Annotated in this window: 10 protein-coding genes, 1 pseudogene and 1 CRISPR repeat array; of the genes and pseudogenes, 7 read left to right on the forward strand and 4 right to left on the reverse strand. The window is 68.5% G+C overall.

What is annotated here, in order from left to right:
• Positions 1-22: 22 nt before the first annotated feature.
• The 4 genes and pseudogenes from ACWD3D_RS04510 to ACWD3D_RS04525 form a co-directional block, all read right to left on the reverse strand.
• Positions 23-619, reverse strand: coding sequence for a DUF6262 family protein (locus ACWD3D_RS04510; protein ID WP_451459435.1), 597 nt, complete (start codon positions 617-619; stop codon positions 23-25).
• Positions 616-3240, reverse strand: coding sequence for a tyrosine-type recombinase/integrase (locus ACWD3D_RS04515; RefSeq protein ID WP_451459436.1), 2625 nt, complete (start codon positions 3238-3240; stop codon positions 616-618). The genes ACWD3D_RS04510 and ACWD3D_RS04515 overlap by 4 nt, the downstream gene beginning before the upstream one ends.
• The gene (locus tag ACWD3D_RS04520) at positions 3237-4415 is read right to left on the reverse strand and encodes a tyrosine-type recombinase/integrase (protein ID WP_451459437.1); all 1179 of its coding nucleotides are present in this window, start codon (positions 4413-4415) and stop codon (positions 3237-3239) included. The genes ACWD3D_RS04515 and ACWD3D_RS04520 overlap by 4 nt, the downstream gene beginning before the upstream one ends.
• A 120-nt stretch (positions 4416-4535) precedes the next feature.
• Positions 4536-4763: pseudogene (locus ACWD3D_RS04525) on the reverse strand (hypothetical protein); the annotation flags it as partial.
• A gap of 1342 nt (positions 4764-6105) precedes the next feature.
• On the opposite strand from ACWD3D_RS04525, the gene cas3 reads away from it, so the two are divergent.
• The 7 genes from cas3 (at position 6106) to cas2 (ending at position 13956) form a co-directional block, all read left to right on the forward strand.
• A complete protein-coding gene (gene cas3 / locus ACWD3D_RS04530) occupies positions 6106-8322 on the forward strand; it encodes a CRISPR-associated helicase Cas3' (RefSeq protein WP_451459438.1) in 2217 nt (738 codons plus the stop codon).
• 151 nt (positions 8323-8473) lie between these two features.
• Positions 8474-9235 (forward strand): type I-C CRISPR-associated protein Cas5c, encoded by a 762-nt coding sequence (cas5c, locus tag ACWD3D_RS04535; protein ID WP_451013770.1) that lies wholly within the window; start codon positions 8474-8476, stop codon positions 9233-9235.
• Positions 9236-9237: 2 nt separating this feature from the next.
• Positions 9238-10998, forward strand: a complete 1761-nt coding sequence (cas8c, locus tag ACWD3D_RS04540; RefSeq protein WP_451459439.1) for a type I-C CRISPR-associated protein Cas8c/Csd1 — start codon at positions 9238-9240, stop codon at positions 10996-10998.
• A gap of 69 nt (positions 10999-11067) precedes the next feature.
• Positions 11068-11976 carry a type I-C CRISPR-associated protein Cas7/Csd2 gene (gene cas7c / locus ACWD3D_RS04545; RefSeq protein WP_451459440.1) on the forward strand — a complete coding sequence of 303 codons (909 nt, stop codon included), beginning with the start codon at positions 11068-11070 and terminating at the stop codon, positions 11974-11976.
• Positions 11973-12635 carry a CRISPR-associated protein Cas4 gene (cas4, locus tag ACWD3D_RS04550; protein ID WP_451459441.1) on the forward strand — a complete coding sequence of 221 codons (663 nt, stop codon included), beginning with the start codon at positions 11973-11975 and terminating at the stop codon, positions 12633-12635. The genes cas7c and cas4 overlap by 4 nt, the downstream gene beginning before the upstream one ends.
• Positions 12632-13666: a type I-C CRISPR-associated endonuclease Cas1c gene (gene cas1c / locus ACWD3D_RS04555; protein ID WP_451459442.1), complete on the forward strand. Its 1035-nt coding sequence runs from the start codon at positions 12632-12634 to the stop codon at positions 13664-13666. The genes cas4 and cas1c overlap by 4 nt, the downstream gene beginning before the upstream one ends.
• Positions 13666-13956, forward strand: coding sequence for a CRISPR-associated endonuclease Cas2 (cas2, locus tag ACWD3D_RS04560; RefSeq protein ID WP_451459444.1), 291 nt, complete (start codon positions 13666-13668; stop codon positions 13954-13956). Before cas1c ends, cas2 begins: the two co-directional genes overlap by 1 nt.
• Positions 13957-14089: 133 nt before the next feature.
• Positions 14090-15586: a CRISPR direct-repeat array (repeat unit 37 nt; unit sequence GTGGCGGTCGCCCTTCGGGACGACCGAGGATCGCAAC).
• The last annotated feature ends 58 nt before the right edge of the window (positions 15587-15644 follow it).

Genomic DNA, 15644 nt, shown 5'->3' on the forward strand with positions numbered 1-15644 from the left:
AGCCGTTTTCACCGGGGCAGAATCATGTTCCTGCCCCTGCCCCTGCCCCTGATTCGGCGAGTCGGGCTTCGAGGTCAGCGATGCGGCGGTCCTGGAAGCGGAGGTTGGAGCGGGCGGCCTGGAGGCGTTCGTCGAGGTGGCGGTTGTCGGCGGTGAGCTGCCGGACTCGTTGCTTGAGGGTGGTGTTCTGGGTGGTGATCCGCTGGATGGCCACCTCGGTCCACTCTGCTTCCAAGACACGGATCTGGCCGAGGAGTTCACCAATGGAAATGCGCTGGGTGCGGATTTCGGCGTGGGCGGCCTTGAGAGCCTCCTCTCCGTTCAGCGCCCGTTCGCGCCACGTTGCCTCGCGTTCGTCATCCTGCTCGACGAGCATCCTCGACCGTCGTTCGCCGGCGGCCTCCGTCATTGCCGAAGCAATGGCGGCCCGGGCATCGGGGTTGTCATAAAGGAAGGTGCGCGAGACGCCCGCACGCCGAGCGACGGCGGCGACGCTGACCTGGGCCTTCTCGCGCCGCAATCGAGCGATGGCCTCGTGGACGCGCTGCAGGGCGGCACCGGTCTTCTGACGACGGGCTGCCAGGGCCGCGGCCGTGCGCGGTGCGGGAGCGGTGGTCATGCGACGTCCTGTTCGTGGTCGGTGTCCTCGGCTGAGCGCGTATCGCTGTACTCGCTCTCCTCCTCGATGCCCGCGTCAGCGAGGTCGGCGGTCCGGAAGGCCGTGGACCACACGCGGTGGAAGTAGTCCTGGGGTTTGCGCAGGTCCAGGGCGAGGGCGTCATCGAGGAGACCGAGGCCGGCCAGGGCCTTCTCCAGGCCGTCGATGGCGCGGGCGGTGGGCTCGAAGTAGCGGTGCAGGTAGTCGGCAGTGGCATCGTCCGGGGCGCCCTCGGCCAGCAGTCGCCACTGCTCGCGCTTGCGCCGCCAGTAGAGCAGGTCGGCGCCGGACAGGACGAACTTGTCGCAGTTGTGGCAGTCGAGGCTGAAGGGGCAGGCGCCGCCGTCGACGACGGGCTGGAAGGTGCAGAACCCGCCCTCGGCGGGGGTGCCGCGGCGGGACAGGTCGATGGCCAGAGCCTGGGCCTGTTCGCGGGCGAGCGGGGTGGTGTCGCTGGTGAGGAGTTCACCGGGATGCGTGGTGCCTGGTCCGGCGACCCAGACGTGCTGAAGGACGTTCTCCAGGTCGGCGCTGGTCAGGTGGACGTAGTGCTCGGCCATGCGGTCGGAGACCTGGCCGAGGTAGCGGCGGATGTGCGTCAGACTTGCGCCGTGCCGCAGCAGCCGGGTGGCCAGCGTGTGCCGGGCCTGGTGGGCGACGTAGTGACCGCCGAGGTCAAGGTCGGCGAGCCAGCTGCGGAAGCCGGTGTGGAACCAGGTGTAGGACAGAGCACGGCGTCCGTCGGGGTTGAGGATGTCGGTGGGGAACAAGGCCAGATGGGCGCGTTCGGCGGCAGTGGGCGGGCGGCCGGCATGGTGGTCGGCGAACCGGGACAGGGTCTTGCGGCGGCGTTCTTCGAGCCGGTCCAGAAGTGGTTCGGGGATACGGACGGCCGCGTTCAGGTTGCCGACCTTGGTCTGGTCGTGCCAGAGCAGTGGCAGCCCGCCGTAGCGGCCGACGCAGTCCAGGCGGAGCTGGATGACCTCGCGGGCTCGTCGGCCGGTGACGATGATGCTCTCCCACATGTCCCTCAGGCCGCGGTCGTGCGGGTCATAGCGGTCGGCGAGTTGCTGCAGATTGGCCTCGTCCGCAAGCGCCTGGGCGACCTGGTCGGGGAAGGGGGTGCGGCTGCGGGGCTTGCCCGGGCCGCCGACCGGCATGGCTGCGATGAATCCGCGGTCCAGCCCGCTCTGCTCGGCGCTGCCGCGGTCCAGCGCGCCGCGCAGCAGGCCCCGGCCGTAGTTGAACACCATCCGGCGCGAGTTCTCGGTGACCGTCGCCTTCTTGCCGTCGAGACGGGCCTGACCGCGAAAGGCCAAGCCGAGGCGTTCGCGGTTGCGCAGGTCCGCGACGAAGCGGTGGATGTGCTCGCCGCGCAGCACGGTGGGGTCGTGGCCGCCGCCGGGCGCCTCGGCCTCGAGAAACGCGGACAGTTCGGCGCCGGCGCGGCGCACGAAGTCCACCGGCTGGGCGGTGCGCGGGCAGGTGGGCGATCGCAGCACCTCGGCGATGTGGTCCCACAATAGGTCGCGCAGCCACCGCTGGGTGATGCAGGTCAGGTCGACGTAGCTGGAGCGGTAGGGGAAGCGCACCCCGAAATGCTCGGTCTCGATGTAGCCGGCATCCCGGGTCTCGGAGGGGGTGAAATAGATCTTCCGCAGGGCCTGCTGCATCTCCAGGACCATCCGCTGGTGGTAGGCGCGGCGGAAGACGGACGCATCCAGGCCGGCCAGGGACGCCACGTCGCGGCGCTGGCACTCGTCCGCGAGTGACTGTACCCACGTCAGATGCCACACGGCGACGGGCTGCAGGCCGTGGACATACATGCCCCACTGCACCTCCGCCTGCAGCAAGGGCCGCAGCCCGCGCAGGTTGACCGTTCCGGTGCGGTGCACCGGCAGCTGTGCGCGGCACCAGGCGCGGAAGGCGACCTGGTCCTCGCAGGTCACCGGGACAGGGCGATCACGGCGCTCGTGGGTGGCGAAGTAGTTCTTCGGCAGCATCGCCCCGCCCGGCCGCCCGGCCCGGATGTAGCCGCGCTCGTGCGCGCCGCACAATCCCAGTGGCGAGGCGGCCAGCTCGTCGCACACGTCCGCTCGGCACTCACTGTAGCCCGGCAGCGACGGCTGGTCGGCCAACCACCGTTCGAACTCCGCCTCGCCCCCGCCGGGGTGCCGCTTCAGGTGGCTCAGCCATCGGTTGCGGTGCCGGAAGCACAGCACCAGTTGCAGGCTGAACGCCGGCCGCTGTGGGCAGATCCGGCACATCATCGCCTCCGGCATCTCCGTGGCTGGCAGCGGCTCCGCGGTCCGCAGGTACTGAGCCCGGCTCATACCGCGCGCCTCCGCCTCCTGCCACTGCTCGACATGCACTGAGCACATCGCGTAGCGCCGCCAGCGGGGTCGCGCGCAGTCGACGACCGTGCAGCTCCACGGATAGACCGAGTGGGTCGGCGGGATCTTCAGCACTCCGCCGCGCAGCGCCGGGTCGAACTCGGGCCCGTTGATCAGCGCGGTGAGCACCTCCAGCCGGTCCCGTCGCATACGGGCATCCTGCTGCGGCAGCAGCAACGACTCCGTCACTTCGGCTCACCCCAGACCGTGCGCAGGGCGGCGTCGAAGACCGGGTCGTGGACGTCGACGTGTCCGTAGACCTCATCCACCATCGCCGCCGAGGCCCAGCCGCCGGCGTCGCGGGCGATCAACAGGTTGCCGTCGGCGGCGTCGAGAACCGCGGAAGTGAACGAGTGCCGGAAGGCATGGGGTTTCACGATCCCGAGTCCGGCGCGTTTCCCGGCCCGGCCGAGCATCCGCCGGGCGCCGACCGGCGCCCATGGCTGTCCGGTATCGGCGCCGTGGAGCTGGACCAGGAGCATGCCGTGCCCTGCGCCGCGGGGGTACTCGGTGGTGAGGTACTCGAAGTAGGTGTGCACCATCGCGGGGCTGACCCGTTTGATCAGCCCGCCGGTCACGATGCCGTGCTCGACCCGCCAGGGGTGCTTGCTTTTTGCCTCGGCCCGGTTCGGATTGCCGGGCCGGTGGCAGACGTGCAGGTGAGGGCCGCGGCACTCGCCGCAGGCCGCGTTCTCGCGCAGGTGCAGGTCGACCAGGTGGAGTCCGCAGAGCTCGCCGATGCGAAGCCCGCCGTCGGCGAGCCAGGTGACCACCAGCCGGTCCCGGGCGGCGTTCACCGTCTCCAGCAGCCTCTCCCTCGCCCCGTCCGGAAGCATCTTCGGATGCCGGCGGTGCGGCCCCTTCGGCGCCAGTGGGTTGGTGGGCAGCGACGGCTTGACATGCCCGAGGAACGAACGGCGCCGGTCCACCCGCGACGGCAGCCGCGACTTATCGAGCTTCTTGCCGAGTTCGCCGTTGATTCCGAGGGAGGACTGATACAGGTAGAAGCCCTTCAGACAAGCCGCCGCGGTCGACAGCGCGGAGTGGCCGTAGGGGCGCTTGCCGACACGCCACGGCTCGCCGAGCGGCATGCGGACCTCGGCACCGATGATGCCCATGTACCGTTCCATGTCCCGCAGTTGGACCTCGGCGAAGGTCAGGCACTCTCGCTCCAGCCACCGCAGATGGTCCACCAGCAGATACGCGTACGTCCTCTGCGTTCCCGAACCATCATGCAGACGCAGGAACCGGTCCGCCTCCGTGTGCACCGTCCCCTCGGGCCACACGATCGTCCATGACCGCCGCCCGTCCTTCCGCTCGATCTGCTGGACCCTCAGGTCCCCGACCACCACGTGCCGTGCCACTCGTCCTCCGTACCGACTCCAGAACATGACAGACGTCCCGGACACGGTCGGTAAACAAGCCTGGGACGTGCTGGTCACAGTCCCAGACGGACATCATGGGCAGGACTACCTGCGGTCGGTAAACTCGATCACCACGGGAGTGTTGTTCTCGTCCAGCCCCAGCGTGTCGATCCGCCCCCGGTGCCACGGACCAGTCGGGTACTCCGACGCCAGGAACCGAATCCCGAGCATCGACTCCATCCCCGCCTCGACCCGCCGCTGCAGCTCCACCTCCAGCGCAACCGTCGAACCGGGCAACTCGATGTCGCGCCCATCAGCGTCCCGCCGGAACACCATCAGCTCGGCCACCAGTACGTCCCCCTCCCATGATCCCTGCACGAGAACCAATCGCTCGGACGACCCAGGTATTCCGGACCCGAGTAGCCGAGTACAGGCCACAGACCTGAGGGCGACACGACGCCTGTGAGAAGAACTGTTGAGAGTACGACAAAGGCCAAACGATCGAGCCTGACCGCGTACGCTGCCAGTCAGTGGCCCGGATAGGCGATCGCGCCACGCCGGGCTGTGAGGCGCACCGGTGGACAGCCGGTGGACAGACGCCTTTGGACGGTGCAGCACGACGAAGGACGGGCCAGACTCACGCACCCGTGCTGATCAGGCAAAACGCGATGGAGCGGCAGCACGAGTCACACGGCAACATGATCGCTCATGGTCTTGTAATGCGTAGATCGTTGGTTCGATGCAGCAGGGGATTCCTGGGAAACCCCCAGTCACGCATCCTGTACCTGGGCTCCTTTGGCGGCTCGCTCCGAGTCCATCAACTTTAGGTTGACTCTGAACGATCTTTCGCTGCAGGGGCGTCTGGGCGACTTCCACCACGACCCGGGGTTCCGGCTCCGCACTGCGCTGGAGCTGTGATCCTTGGCCGCCCCGGAGAGCGACCGCCACCACCCGGCGTCACGTCGCCCGGCAACAGCCCGTCGTCGTTGCGATTCTCGGCCGCCCCGGAGGGCGACCGCCACCAGGACCCGCACGTCTGTGACGGCGTCTCCGACTCGTTGCGATCCTCGGCCGCCTCAGAGGGCGACCGCCACGACGGTGCGAGGCAGAGGGTGCCGTCGGGGTCGGTGTTGCGATCCTCGGCCGCCCCGGAGGGCGACCGCCACGTCCCGGAAGAGTCGCGGCGTCTTGGGCCACTCACGGTTGCGATCCTCGGCCGCCTCGGAGGGCGACCGCCACCCGGGTCGACGCAGGACGCGGCGATCAGCGCCCGAGGGTTGCGATCCTCGGCCGCCCCGGAGGGCGACCGCCACAAGCCATCGCCACGGGCAACCGCCCACGGCACGGAGTTGCGATCCTCGGCCGCCCCGGAGGGCGACCGCCACTCCGCCCGGACCGCATGACCCCCGTCCCGTCGCAGGTTGCGATCCTCGGCCGCCCCGGAGGGCGACGGCCACCTTGGGGTCCCGAACCTGCTGACGGCCTTCACGTCGTCCGGGCGTGGAACGGGTGAGTGCCGATGATGCAGCATCAGCAGGCCCTATACCTGCATGTGTGACTTTTTCCTTTGGCTGTCAGTGGGCTCGTGTAGTTTCTGCCTACTGGGCGAATCGGGGAGGTTCGTGCTGGCTATGGGGGTTCTGTGTCTTCAGGGAAGTTATACGCGCATAGTCGTAGTTCGGTCTCGGGTGTGCGGCATGAGCTGACGGACCACCTGCGTGGATCGGCGGCTCTCGCGCGTAGGTTCGGAGACGTTTTCGGGGCTGGGGACCTAGCGGAGTACCTCGCTCTGGTGCATGACGTCGGCAAGGGTTGCTGCTCCTGGCAGGACGGCTTGCTGCAGCGCGCTGAGCCGGAGGGAAAGCCGGTGGGGGTCCCGCACAAGGAGGCCGGCACCCGTCTGGCCGCCGAGTATGCGGGCCTGCCGTTCGCCGCCGCGGTGCAGGGGCATCACGGTGGTCTGCCAGACCAGCAGAAGATCAAGGACGTGCTGACCGCGCTCCGGGGCAGCGGGCCGGACGCCGCGGCTGCGCGTGAGGCTACTCGGCGAGTTGCCGAACTGGTTCCGGAGATCGTCCGCACGGGTCCGGTGGCGTTGCCGCCGTGGGTCTCGGCCCTACGGGGGGCGGTTGCCCGGACGGAGCTGGACCTGCTGGTGCGCATGGTCTTCAGCTGCCTGGTGGACGCCGACTTCCTCGACACCAGCGCGCACTTCGACGGCCTCGCGGCGCCACGGCTCGCCCCGGCGAGGGACATGGGCCTCTTGTCCCAGAGGTTCGAGGACAGGCGGGCCGCGTTCCTGGCGGAGAGGCCGGAGTCCCCGGTGGACGAGATCCGCGGACGGGTTTTCGCCGAGGCGGTGGCCGCTGCCTCGCGCGAGCCTGGTATGTATGTCCTGCATGCGCCGACCGGAGGGGCGAAGACGATTGCTGCCGGCGGCTTCGCTCTTCGCCATGCTGCCGCACACGGGATGCGGCGGGTCGTGTTCGCCGTGCCCTTCATCAGCATCACGCAGCAGAACGCGGCGGTGTACCGGTCGCTCCTCGATCCTCTGGAGGAGGACGCGGATCGTGAATCGGTGGTTCTGGAGCACCACAGTTCCGTCAGTCTGGATGAAGACAGCGACGAGGGTGCTTGGGCGCGTCTGGCCGCCGAGAACTGGGACGCTCCGGTCGTCGTGACGACCATGGTTCAGTTTTTCCAGTCGCTGTTCTCCGCGAAGCCCTCCGCCATGCGCAAGCTGCACCGGTTGGCGGGATCGGTCATCGTGCTGGACGAGGTACAGGCGCTTCCCGACCGGCTGTTGAACCCGATCCTGAGTGTGCTGAGGGGGCTGGTCGAGCGTTACGGGGCGACGGTCGTCCTGGCCTCGGCGACGCAGCCGGACTTCTGGTCGCTGTCGAAACTGGACGGGGTGCCGCGCCACGGCATGCTGGAGGACGTGCCTGGCTTGTTCGACGAGCTGAGGCGTGTGACGTACGAGTGGCAGCTCGGCGACGACGTGACCTGGCAGAGCGTGGCCGAGGACATCGAGGAGCGAGCAGGCGATCAGGTCCTCGCGGTGGTCAACACCACCCGGGACGCGGCGCGCCTGCACCGCCTTCTCACCGAGGATTCGTCGGCGCCCGGTCCGGTCCTGCACTTGTCGACGCGGATGACCGCGGAGCACCGCCGTGAGGTGATCGACCAGGTCCGTATCCGTCTGAAGGAGGGCCTTCCGGTACGGGTCGTGTCGACCTCCCTGATCGAGGCCGGTGTCGATGTCGACTTCCCGTCGGTGTACCGCGCGTGGGCACCGGCGGAGTCGTTGCAGCAGGCTGCGGGGCGATGCAACCGCGACTCGCGGATGGAAGAGCCGGGCACGGTGGTCGTGTTCCGGCCTTCCGACGGCGGGACTCCGAAAGATCTGTCCTACCTCGCCGCCCTTGAAGCTACCGCTGAGTTCTTCGGCCCGTATCCGCTGGCCGATCCCGACGACCTGGAGGCCCTGGCCGGTTACTACGCCAAGCGCTATGCGCTCCAGGGCGAGGACCACGCCATGGGCGAGCGTATCGAGGAACTGCGCCGGGCCTGGGACTTCCCCCAGGTCGCTCGCGAGTTCCGCATGATCGACGACGTCTACGGTCAGTCCGTCGTGGTGGTCCGGTCCCAGAAGACGGCTGAGGAGCAAGACGCGATCTGGGCGGACATCCACCGGCTGCGCGCCCCCTACCCCAGCGGGCCCGAGTGCCTGCGCCGCCTGCAGCCGCACACTGCGACCCTGCCACGCCACGAGGTCGCCGAAGCGCTGCGGTCCGGGCTGGCGGAGCCCGTCGTGGGAGACCTCGTCGTATGGCGCGGCCACTACGACGAGGTCAGAGGGCTCGATCCCGAGGACCGCGAGGACAGCTCCGCCTTCCTCGTCTGACACCGCACCCCTGTCCGACGCCTTTCTCTGCCGTGCCGGCGCTCCCGCTCGGCTGATCTTGCCGTCGCCGACCCCGTGTTCCGGCACGGCACCCCCGTTCTCTTCGGCCCGGAGCCGACAGCACACCGAAGGAGCCCTTTCCTTGAGTACCGTGACCACCAGCCCACGCCGAGAAGCGCGCGGCAACGACGGATGGGCCTTTCCTGATCTCGTCGTCGAGACCTGGGGCGATCTCGCCTGCTTCACCCGACCCGAGTTGAAAGCGGAACGGGTCAGCTATCAGGTGATGACGCCATCTGCGGCGAACGGCCTGCTCCAAGCCATCTTCTGGAAGCCACAGTTCCAGTACGTGATCCGCCGCATCGAGGTTCTGGCACCGATCCGGTGGACACGGCTACGACGCAACGAGGTCGGCTCCGTGATCACCGGACCCGACTACCGCAACCTCCGCCAGGGAAAGGGCCGCCGGTACGACGTCGAGGAGGACCGCGACCAGCGCAGCACCATGTGCCTGCGCGACGTCCGCTACCGCATCCACGCCCAGATCGTGGTCGCCGCCCACGCCCTCAAGGGCTCGGCCGCTCATCCGCCGGCCTCCGAGGAGAAGTTCCGCGAGCAGCTGCGCCGACGGGTGGAGCGGGGCGCCTGTTTCTCCCAGCCGTTCTTCGGGTGCCGGGAGTTCACCGCGTTCTTCGGCCCCGCCAACCCGGACCACGACCATCTACGACTCGATCACACCGAAGAGCTCGGGGTGATGCTCCACTCCATCGCCTACACGGAGGCGGGCGAACGCTACCGCTGGTTCAGGGCCAGCCTCCTCGACGGAGTTCTCGAGGTACCCCTGCAGCCCTTGGGCGAGGAGTCCGTCGACATGCCCCGGGGCCCGTGGCGCGCGGACACGAAGGAGAACTGACCGTGCTGCTGCAACGGCTTACCGAGTACGCCGACCGGCTCGGCGGTGTCCTGCCAGCCGAGTACTACCGCACCAAACAGATCCACTGGGTTCTCGACCTCGGCACGGACGGCACTGCCACGCTGAGGGACTTGAGGGTCTCGGCGAAGAATCGCGACCAGGCCCGCACCATGCCGGTGCCCTACGTACAGCGGTCCGGCACCAAAGTGCCGCCCTACCTGCTCGTCGACACCGCCGAGTTCGTCCTGGGCGTTCCCAAGGCCGACAAGACGAACCCGCCCACGGACAAAGCCCGGGAGGAAGCCGACCGCCGCCACGCTGCCTACCGCGACTTAGCCCTGCTCTGGGCCCAGGGCAAAAGGGACGACCCCGGCGCCACGGCTCTGCGCTCGTACTTCACGGGCGGCGGCCTGGCCGGCCTGGACATCCCCGACGAGGTACAGGCCAAGGACACCGTTGCGGTGATGGCCGCAACGCGCTGGCTGCACGAGGAACCCACCGCCCAGTCCACCTGGGCGTCCGTCGTACGGGAACGCAAGGGCGGCGCCGACGACAAGCCCGGCCTGTGCCTCGTCTGCGGCACCACCGCCCCCCTGCTGGCCACCATCCCGGAACCGGTGAAGAAGGGGGCCGTCCCCACCAGCGGCGGCAGCAACGAAGGGCAGCTCGTCAGCATCAACAAGGCCGCCCAGGGGAGGGACGGCAAGACCCAGCTGGTGAACACCCCTATCTGCCACCGCTGCGGCGGCCGGGCCATGGCCGTCCTCAACCACCTGCTCGCCACCGACACCCACAGCCGGCGCTTCCGCGACGACGGCGTCATGGTGTGGTGGACCCGCCAGGCAGGCGACGACTCCGCGATGGCACTCCTCTTCGGCAACGCCCCCGAACCGGCCGACATCGCCCACCTCATCGACTCCCTCGACAACACCCCCACGCCCCACACCGCGCAACGGGTCGACGACGACGAGTTCCACGCACTGACCCTCGGCCTCAACAACGCCCGCCTCGTGGTCCGTGACTGGATCGACATCCCCCTCACCGACCTCAAGGCCACCGTCGCCGCCTGGTACACGGACCACGGCGTCTACGACGGATGGAAAGGCACCACCCGCTACGTCCCCCTCTGGCTCCTGGCCCTGTGCTGCGGACGCGCCCAGGACGGCCGCTACGCCAAAGACAGCGCACCCCACGGCCTGGAAGCCGAACTCGTCCACAGCGCCCTGCGCCGCACCCCGCCACCCGCCCGGACACTGCCGCTGCTCCTGCAGCGCATCCACGCCGACCAGCACCTCGACACCGCGCGGATCGCGCTGCTGCGCCTCATCCTCAACCGCTCCAGCGATCCCAAGGACCACGTCACCATGACCCTGGACGCCGACTGCCGCGATGCCTCCTACCTGTGCGGACGTCTCTTCGCCGTCCTCGAGGACATCCAGACCACCGCGCTGCCCAACCTCAACACCACCCTGCGCGACAAGTACTTCCGCACCGCGGCCACCGCCCCAGGCACCACCCTCACCAACCTCCGAGTCGGTGCCAACGCCCATCTCAAGCGCCTGCGCCGGGACAAGAAGGGGGCTGTCGCATCGCTGGAACGCCGGCTCAGCGAACTCTTCGGCCTGTTCAACGACGACATGCCCCGCCACCTCACCCCCCTCCAGCAGGGCCGCTTCGTCATGGGATACGAGCACGAACGAGCCGCCAAATGGGACCGGATCCGGCGCGCGAAGGAAAAGGGCGAGACCAGCCCGGAGGAGTGATCCTCCGCAGCGCCCGCCACCCGCCCCACAACCCTCAACTGAGCCCGCACCTCAAGGAGTAGCGAGAACATGACCGCACCGCACCTGGACCCGGCCCGCAAGCACGACTTCGTCTTCCTGATCGAAGCCACCGACTCCAACCCCAACGGCGATCCCGACAACGGCGGCCTGCCCCGCACCGATCCCGTGACCGGCCAGGGTCTGATCACCGACGTCGCCCTCAAGCGGAAGATCCGCAACACGGTCTCGCTGATCAACGAAATCGACAAGAAGCCTGGCTACGAGATCTACGTCGAGGCCGGCGTCGCTCTCAACGCCCAGCACGAACGCGCCTACGCCGGCGGCGACCAGGGCGGCAACGCCACCAACCAGGCCACCGCGCAAAAGTGGATGTGCCAGAACTTCTTCGACGTCCGCATGTTCGGCGCCGTCATGTCCACCGGCAAGGCCGACCGCAAAGCCGGCCGGGTCCAGGGGCCGGTCCAGATCGGCTTCGCCCGCTCCATCGACCCCGTCACCCCCTTCGACATCGGCATCACCCGCGTCACCCCGACCCGGCAAGAAGACGTCGAGGCGTGGAACAACCCCGAGGAAGGCAAAAACAAGGGCAAGGAGACCGAGATGGGCTCCAAGCACATCGTCCCCTACGGCCTCTACAAGGGCGCCGGCCACTTCAGCGCCCCCCTCGCCTCCCGCACCGGCGTCACCTCGAACGACCTCGCCGTCCTCTGGCGCGCCTTCACCCACATGTTCGAGCACGATCGCGCAGCAGCCCGCGCCGGCCTCGCCCTGCGCGGCCTCTACGTCTTCACCCACGCGGACGCCTTCGGCAGCACCCCCGCGCACGAACTCATCGACCGCATCACGGTGAAACCCCTCGGCGAGGCCACCGCCCGCAACTTCGCCGACTACGGAAGCATCGACGTGCGCGACGCCGACCTGCCCGACAGCGTCACCATCACGAGGCTCGTCGGGTGACCACGCCGCACCAGCCCACGACAGGAGAGGGAGACCTCACCCAGGTCTCCCTCTCCTCTCTGGAGCACTACGCCTACTGCCCACGCCAGGCCGGCCTCATCCTCCTCGAACAGACGTGGACCGACGACGCCGCCACCGTCCGCGGCACCCTTCTCCACCAGCGCGTCGACACCCCCGGAAACCACGGACGCGGCACCATCCGCACCCTCCACGCCCTCCCCGTATGGAACGACCAACACGGGCTCACCGGCGTATGCGACACCGTCGAACTCCACGCGGACGGCCGCATCCTGCCCATCGAACACAAGTCCGGCCGCTACCTACCGGGAGGCCCGGCCGATCTCCAAGCCGCAGCACAAGCCATGTGCCTGGAAGAGATGTTCAGCCGCCCCGTCCCTCAAGCCGCCATCTACTCCGGCACCGACCGCCGCCGCCACACCCTCACCATCGACCAAACACTGCGCTCCCGCGTCCTACAAACCACCCACCAAGTCCGACACCTGCTCAACCACGGCCAACTGCCCCACCCCGTCGCCGACAGCCGCTGCCGACGCTGCTCCCTGGCCACCGACTGCATGCCCAAACTCCTCACCGCAACCGGCCGCTACCAGCAAGCACTCACCCGCCTCTACCGCACCGACGACCAGGACGACGAGTGACCACCGAACTCCTCAACACCCTCTACGTACAGACCCAAGGAGCCGACCTCCGCCTCGAACAGGACAGCCTACGAGTCCACCTCCCCGAAACCCCCGGCCGAAAAATCCTCCCCCTGCGCCGCATCGACTCCCTCGTCCTCTACGGACACGTCAACCTCTCCACCGAACTCATCACACGCTGCGCCCAGGACCGACGTCCCGTCATCTGGATGACCCGAGGCGGCCGCTACCTCGCCCGCCTCGACGGAGCCGTAAAAGGCAACGTGCTCCTGCGCCACGCCCAGCACCAGATCCACGACGACGCTGCCGCCCGCCTCGACATCGCCCGAAACATGGTCGCCGGGAAGATCCGCAACAGCCGCTGGATCCTCCTTCGCGCCGCCCGTGACGCCGAACCCGCCGCACGGCTGAGGATCAGAACCCACGCCGACGAACTCGCCGCAGCCCTCATCACGACGCGCGACGCCGAGTCGCTCGACATCGCCATGGGCATCGAAGGCAACGCCGCCCGCGCCTACTTCACCGCTCTCAGCTATGCACTCCGTCCCTCCAAGGACATCCCACCCTTCACCCACCGCAACCGCCGACCACCCACAGACCCTGTCAACGCCTTGCTCTCCTTCACCTACGGACTGCTCAGGAGCCTCGTCCACGGAGCCGCCGAACAAGTCGGCCTCGACCCGCACATCGGCTACCTCCACGGCCTGCGTCCCGGGAAACCCGCACTCGCCCTTGACCTCATGGAGGAGTTCCGCCCCGTCCTCGCCGACCGGTTCCTTCTCACCCTGCTCAACCGCCGCCAGATCCGCGGCGAACACTTCGAGGTCCTGAGCGGAGGAGCCGTACGCCTCACCGACGAAGGCCGCACCACGGTCCTCGGTGCCTGGCAAGAATGGAAAGCCCAACCCTGGGAACACCCCATCGCCGGCCGGGACGTCCCCGCGGGCCTCCTCCCCGTCGTCCAGGCCCGCATCCTTGCCCGCCACCTCCGCGGCGACCTACCCGCTTACCTCCCCTGGACGGCAGCGTGATGGACCTTCTCCTGACCTACGACGTCGACACCACCACCCCCGAAGGCCGCCGCAGACTCCGCCGCGTTGCGAAACTCTGCGAAGGCCACGGGCTTCGAGTCCAGAAATCCGTCTTCGAGATCATCGCCAGCAACACAGATCTGCTTAAACTCACGGCATCGGTGAACGACATCATCAACCCGGACACCGACAGCGTGCGCCTCTACCGGCTGCCCTCCGAGGGCCTCGCCGACGTACAAACGCTCGGCACGGCCCAGATCGAAGCACACCGTCAGGACTTGGTGCTCTGACTGCTTCGGAACCTCAAGCACACACACAACACGCAGATCACGCCGAAGTGAAATGCCCTTATTTGGCGATTCTGTCGCTCGTTAGCTTCCCCGAGAACAGTTGCCGATATGCTGTTCCCGCTGGTCAAGCAGCGTGGCGGTCGCCCTTCGGGACGACCGAGGATCGCAACTCGAACTCCACGGTGATGGTCTCGTCGTCGCCGTCGTGGCGGTCGCCCTTCGGGACGACCGAGGATCGCAACCCCGGATTCGCGGGCTGACGTGCATCCCTTCGCGAGGTGGCGGTCGCCCTTCGGGACGACCGAGGATCGCAACCACGTAGTCGCTGCGGACGCCCGGAGCGATCTTGCGGGTGGCGGTCGCCCTTCGGGACGACCGAGGATCGCAACGATGTTCATCGGTTCCATCCGATGGAGGCGACGAGGTGGCGGTCGCCCTTCGGGACGACCGAGGATCGCAACCGAGGAGACGCAGTGCACACCACCATCCCGCTCCGCGTGGCGGTCGCCCTTCGGGACGACCGAGGATCGCAACGCCGTGGTCTTCCGCCAGACACGAACGGGGGTGTCCACGGTGGCGGTCGCCCTTCGGGACGACCGAGGATCGCAACGGGATGGACAGCTCCCGCATGACCGGCGCGGCGGCAGTGGCGGTCGCCCTTCGGGACGACCGAGGATCGCAACCTCCTCATCCATCGCGGGTGAAAATGAAGTGGCTGGGTGGCGGTCGCCCTTCGGGACGACCGAGGATCGCAACGCCCACCAGCGCGAGGGGACCCCCATCGGGGCAGAGTGGCGGTCGCCCTTCGGGACGACCGAGGATCGCAACTGCCGTTGGACCGGTGGACCATCCGCCTGTAGCGGCGTGGCGGTCGCCCTTCGGGACGACCGAGGATCGCAACTTCGCTGCGGTTGGCGTCAGCTTGTCCGGGCGCAGCGTGGCGGTCGCCCTTCGGGACGACCGAGGATCGCAACTCGACTGCGGACAGCGGCACGAACCAGCGGTAGGGTGGCGGTCGCCCTTCGGGACGACCGAGGATCGCAACCAGTTGTACGGGACGAGCGACAGCTTGTTCGACGAGAGGTGGCGGTCGCCCTTCGGGACGACCGAGGATCGCAACAAGCACACCAAGGCCAGGTGGGGCGGCACGCCGCTGGTGGCGGTCGCCCTTCGGGACGACCGAGGATCGCAACTCGGTGCGGTACCGGCTGCGGGCGTCCCGGAGGACGGTGGCGGTCGCCCTTCGGGACGACCGAGGATCGCAACTTCGCACCGGTCGCGGTGTTGTTGACGCGGAGGACGGGTGGCGGTCGCCCTTCGGGACGACCGAGGATCGCAACTCCGAGACGTCGTGTCAGGCCGCGTCCTCGATGGCGTGGCGGTCGCCCTTCGGGACGACCGAGGATCGCAACTATTACAAGATCGCATCATCCTGACCGTGTACAAACGTGGCGGTCGCCCTTCGGGACGACCGAGGATCGCAACGCCGGGGCTGCCGACCTCTTCACGCTCCTGGAGCGGTGGCGGTCGCCCTTCGGGACGACCGAGGATCGCAACGTGTCGTCGCGGACCAGGCGGAGGGCGGCCCGGACCGTGGCGGTCGCCCTTCGGGACGACCGAGGATCGCAACGTGTCGTCGCGGACCAGGCGGAGGGCGGCCCGGACCGTGGCGGTCGCCCTTCGGGACG

The sequence above is a fragment of the Streptomyces sp. NPDC002690 genome (genome assembly GCF_053592415.1).

Excerpts from the sequence above, each read along its gene's own strand:
- ACWD3D_RS04510 (WP_451459435.1), bottom strand. The coding sequence starts at position 619 with ATGACCACCGCTCCCGCACCGCGCACGGCCGCGGCCCTGGCAGCCCGT.
- cas7c (WP_451459440.1), top strand. The coding sequence starts at position 11,068 with ATGACCGCACCGCACCTGGACCCGGCCCGCAAGCACGACTTCGTCTTC.
- cas2 (WP_451459444.1), top strand. The coding sequence starts at position 13,666 with ATGGACCTTCTCCTGACCTACGACGTCGACACCACCACCCCCGAAGGC.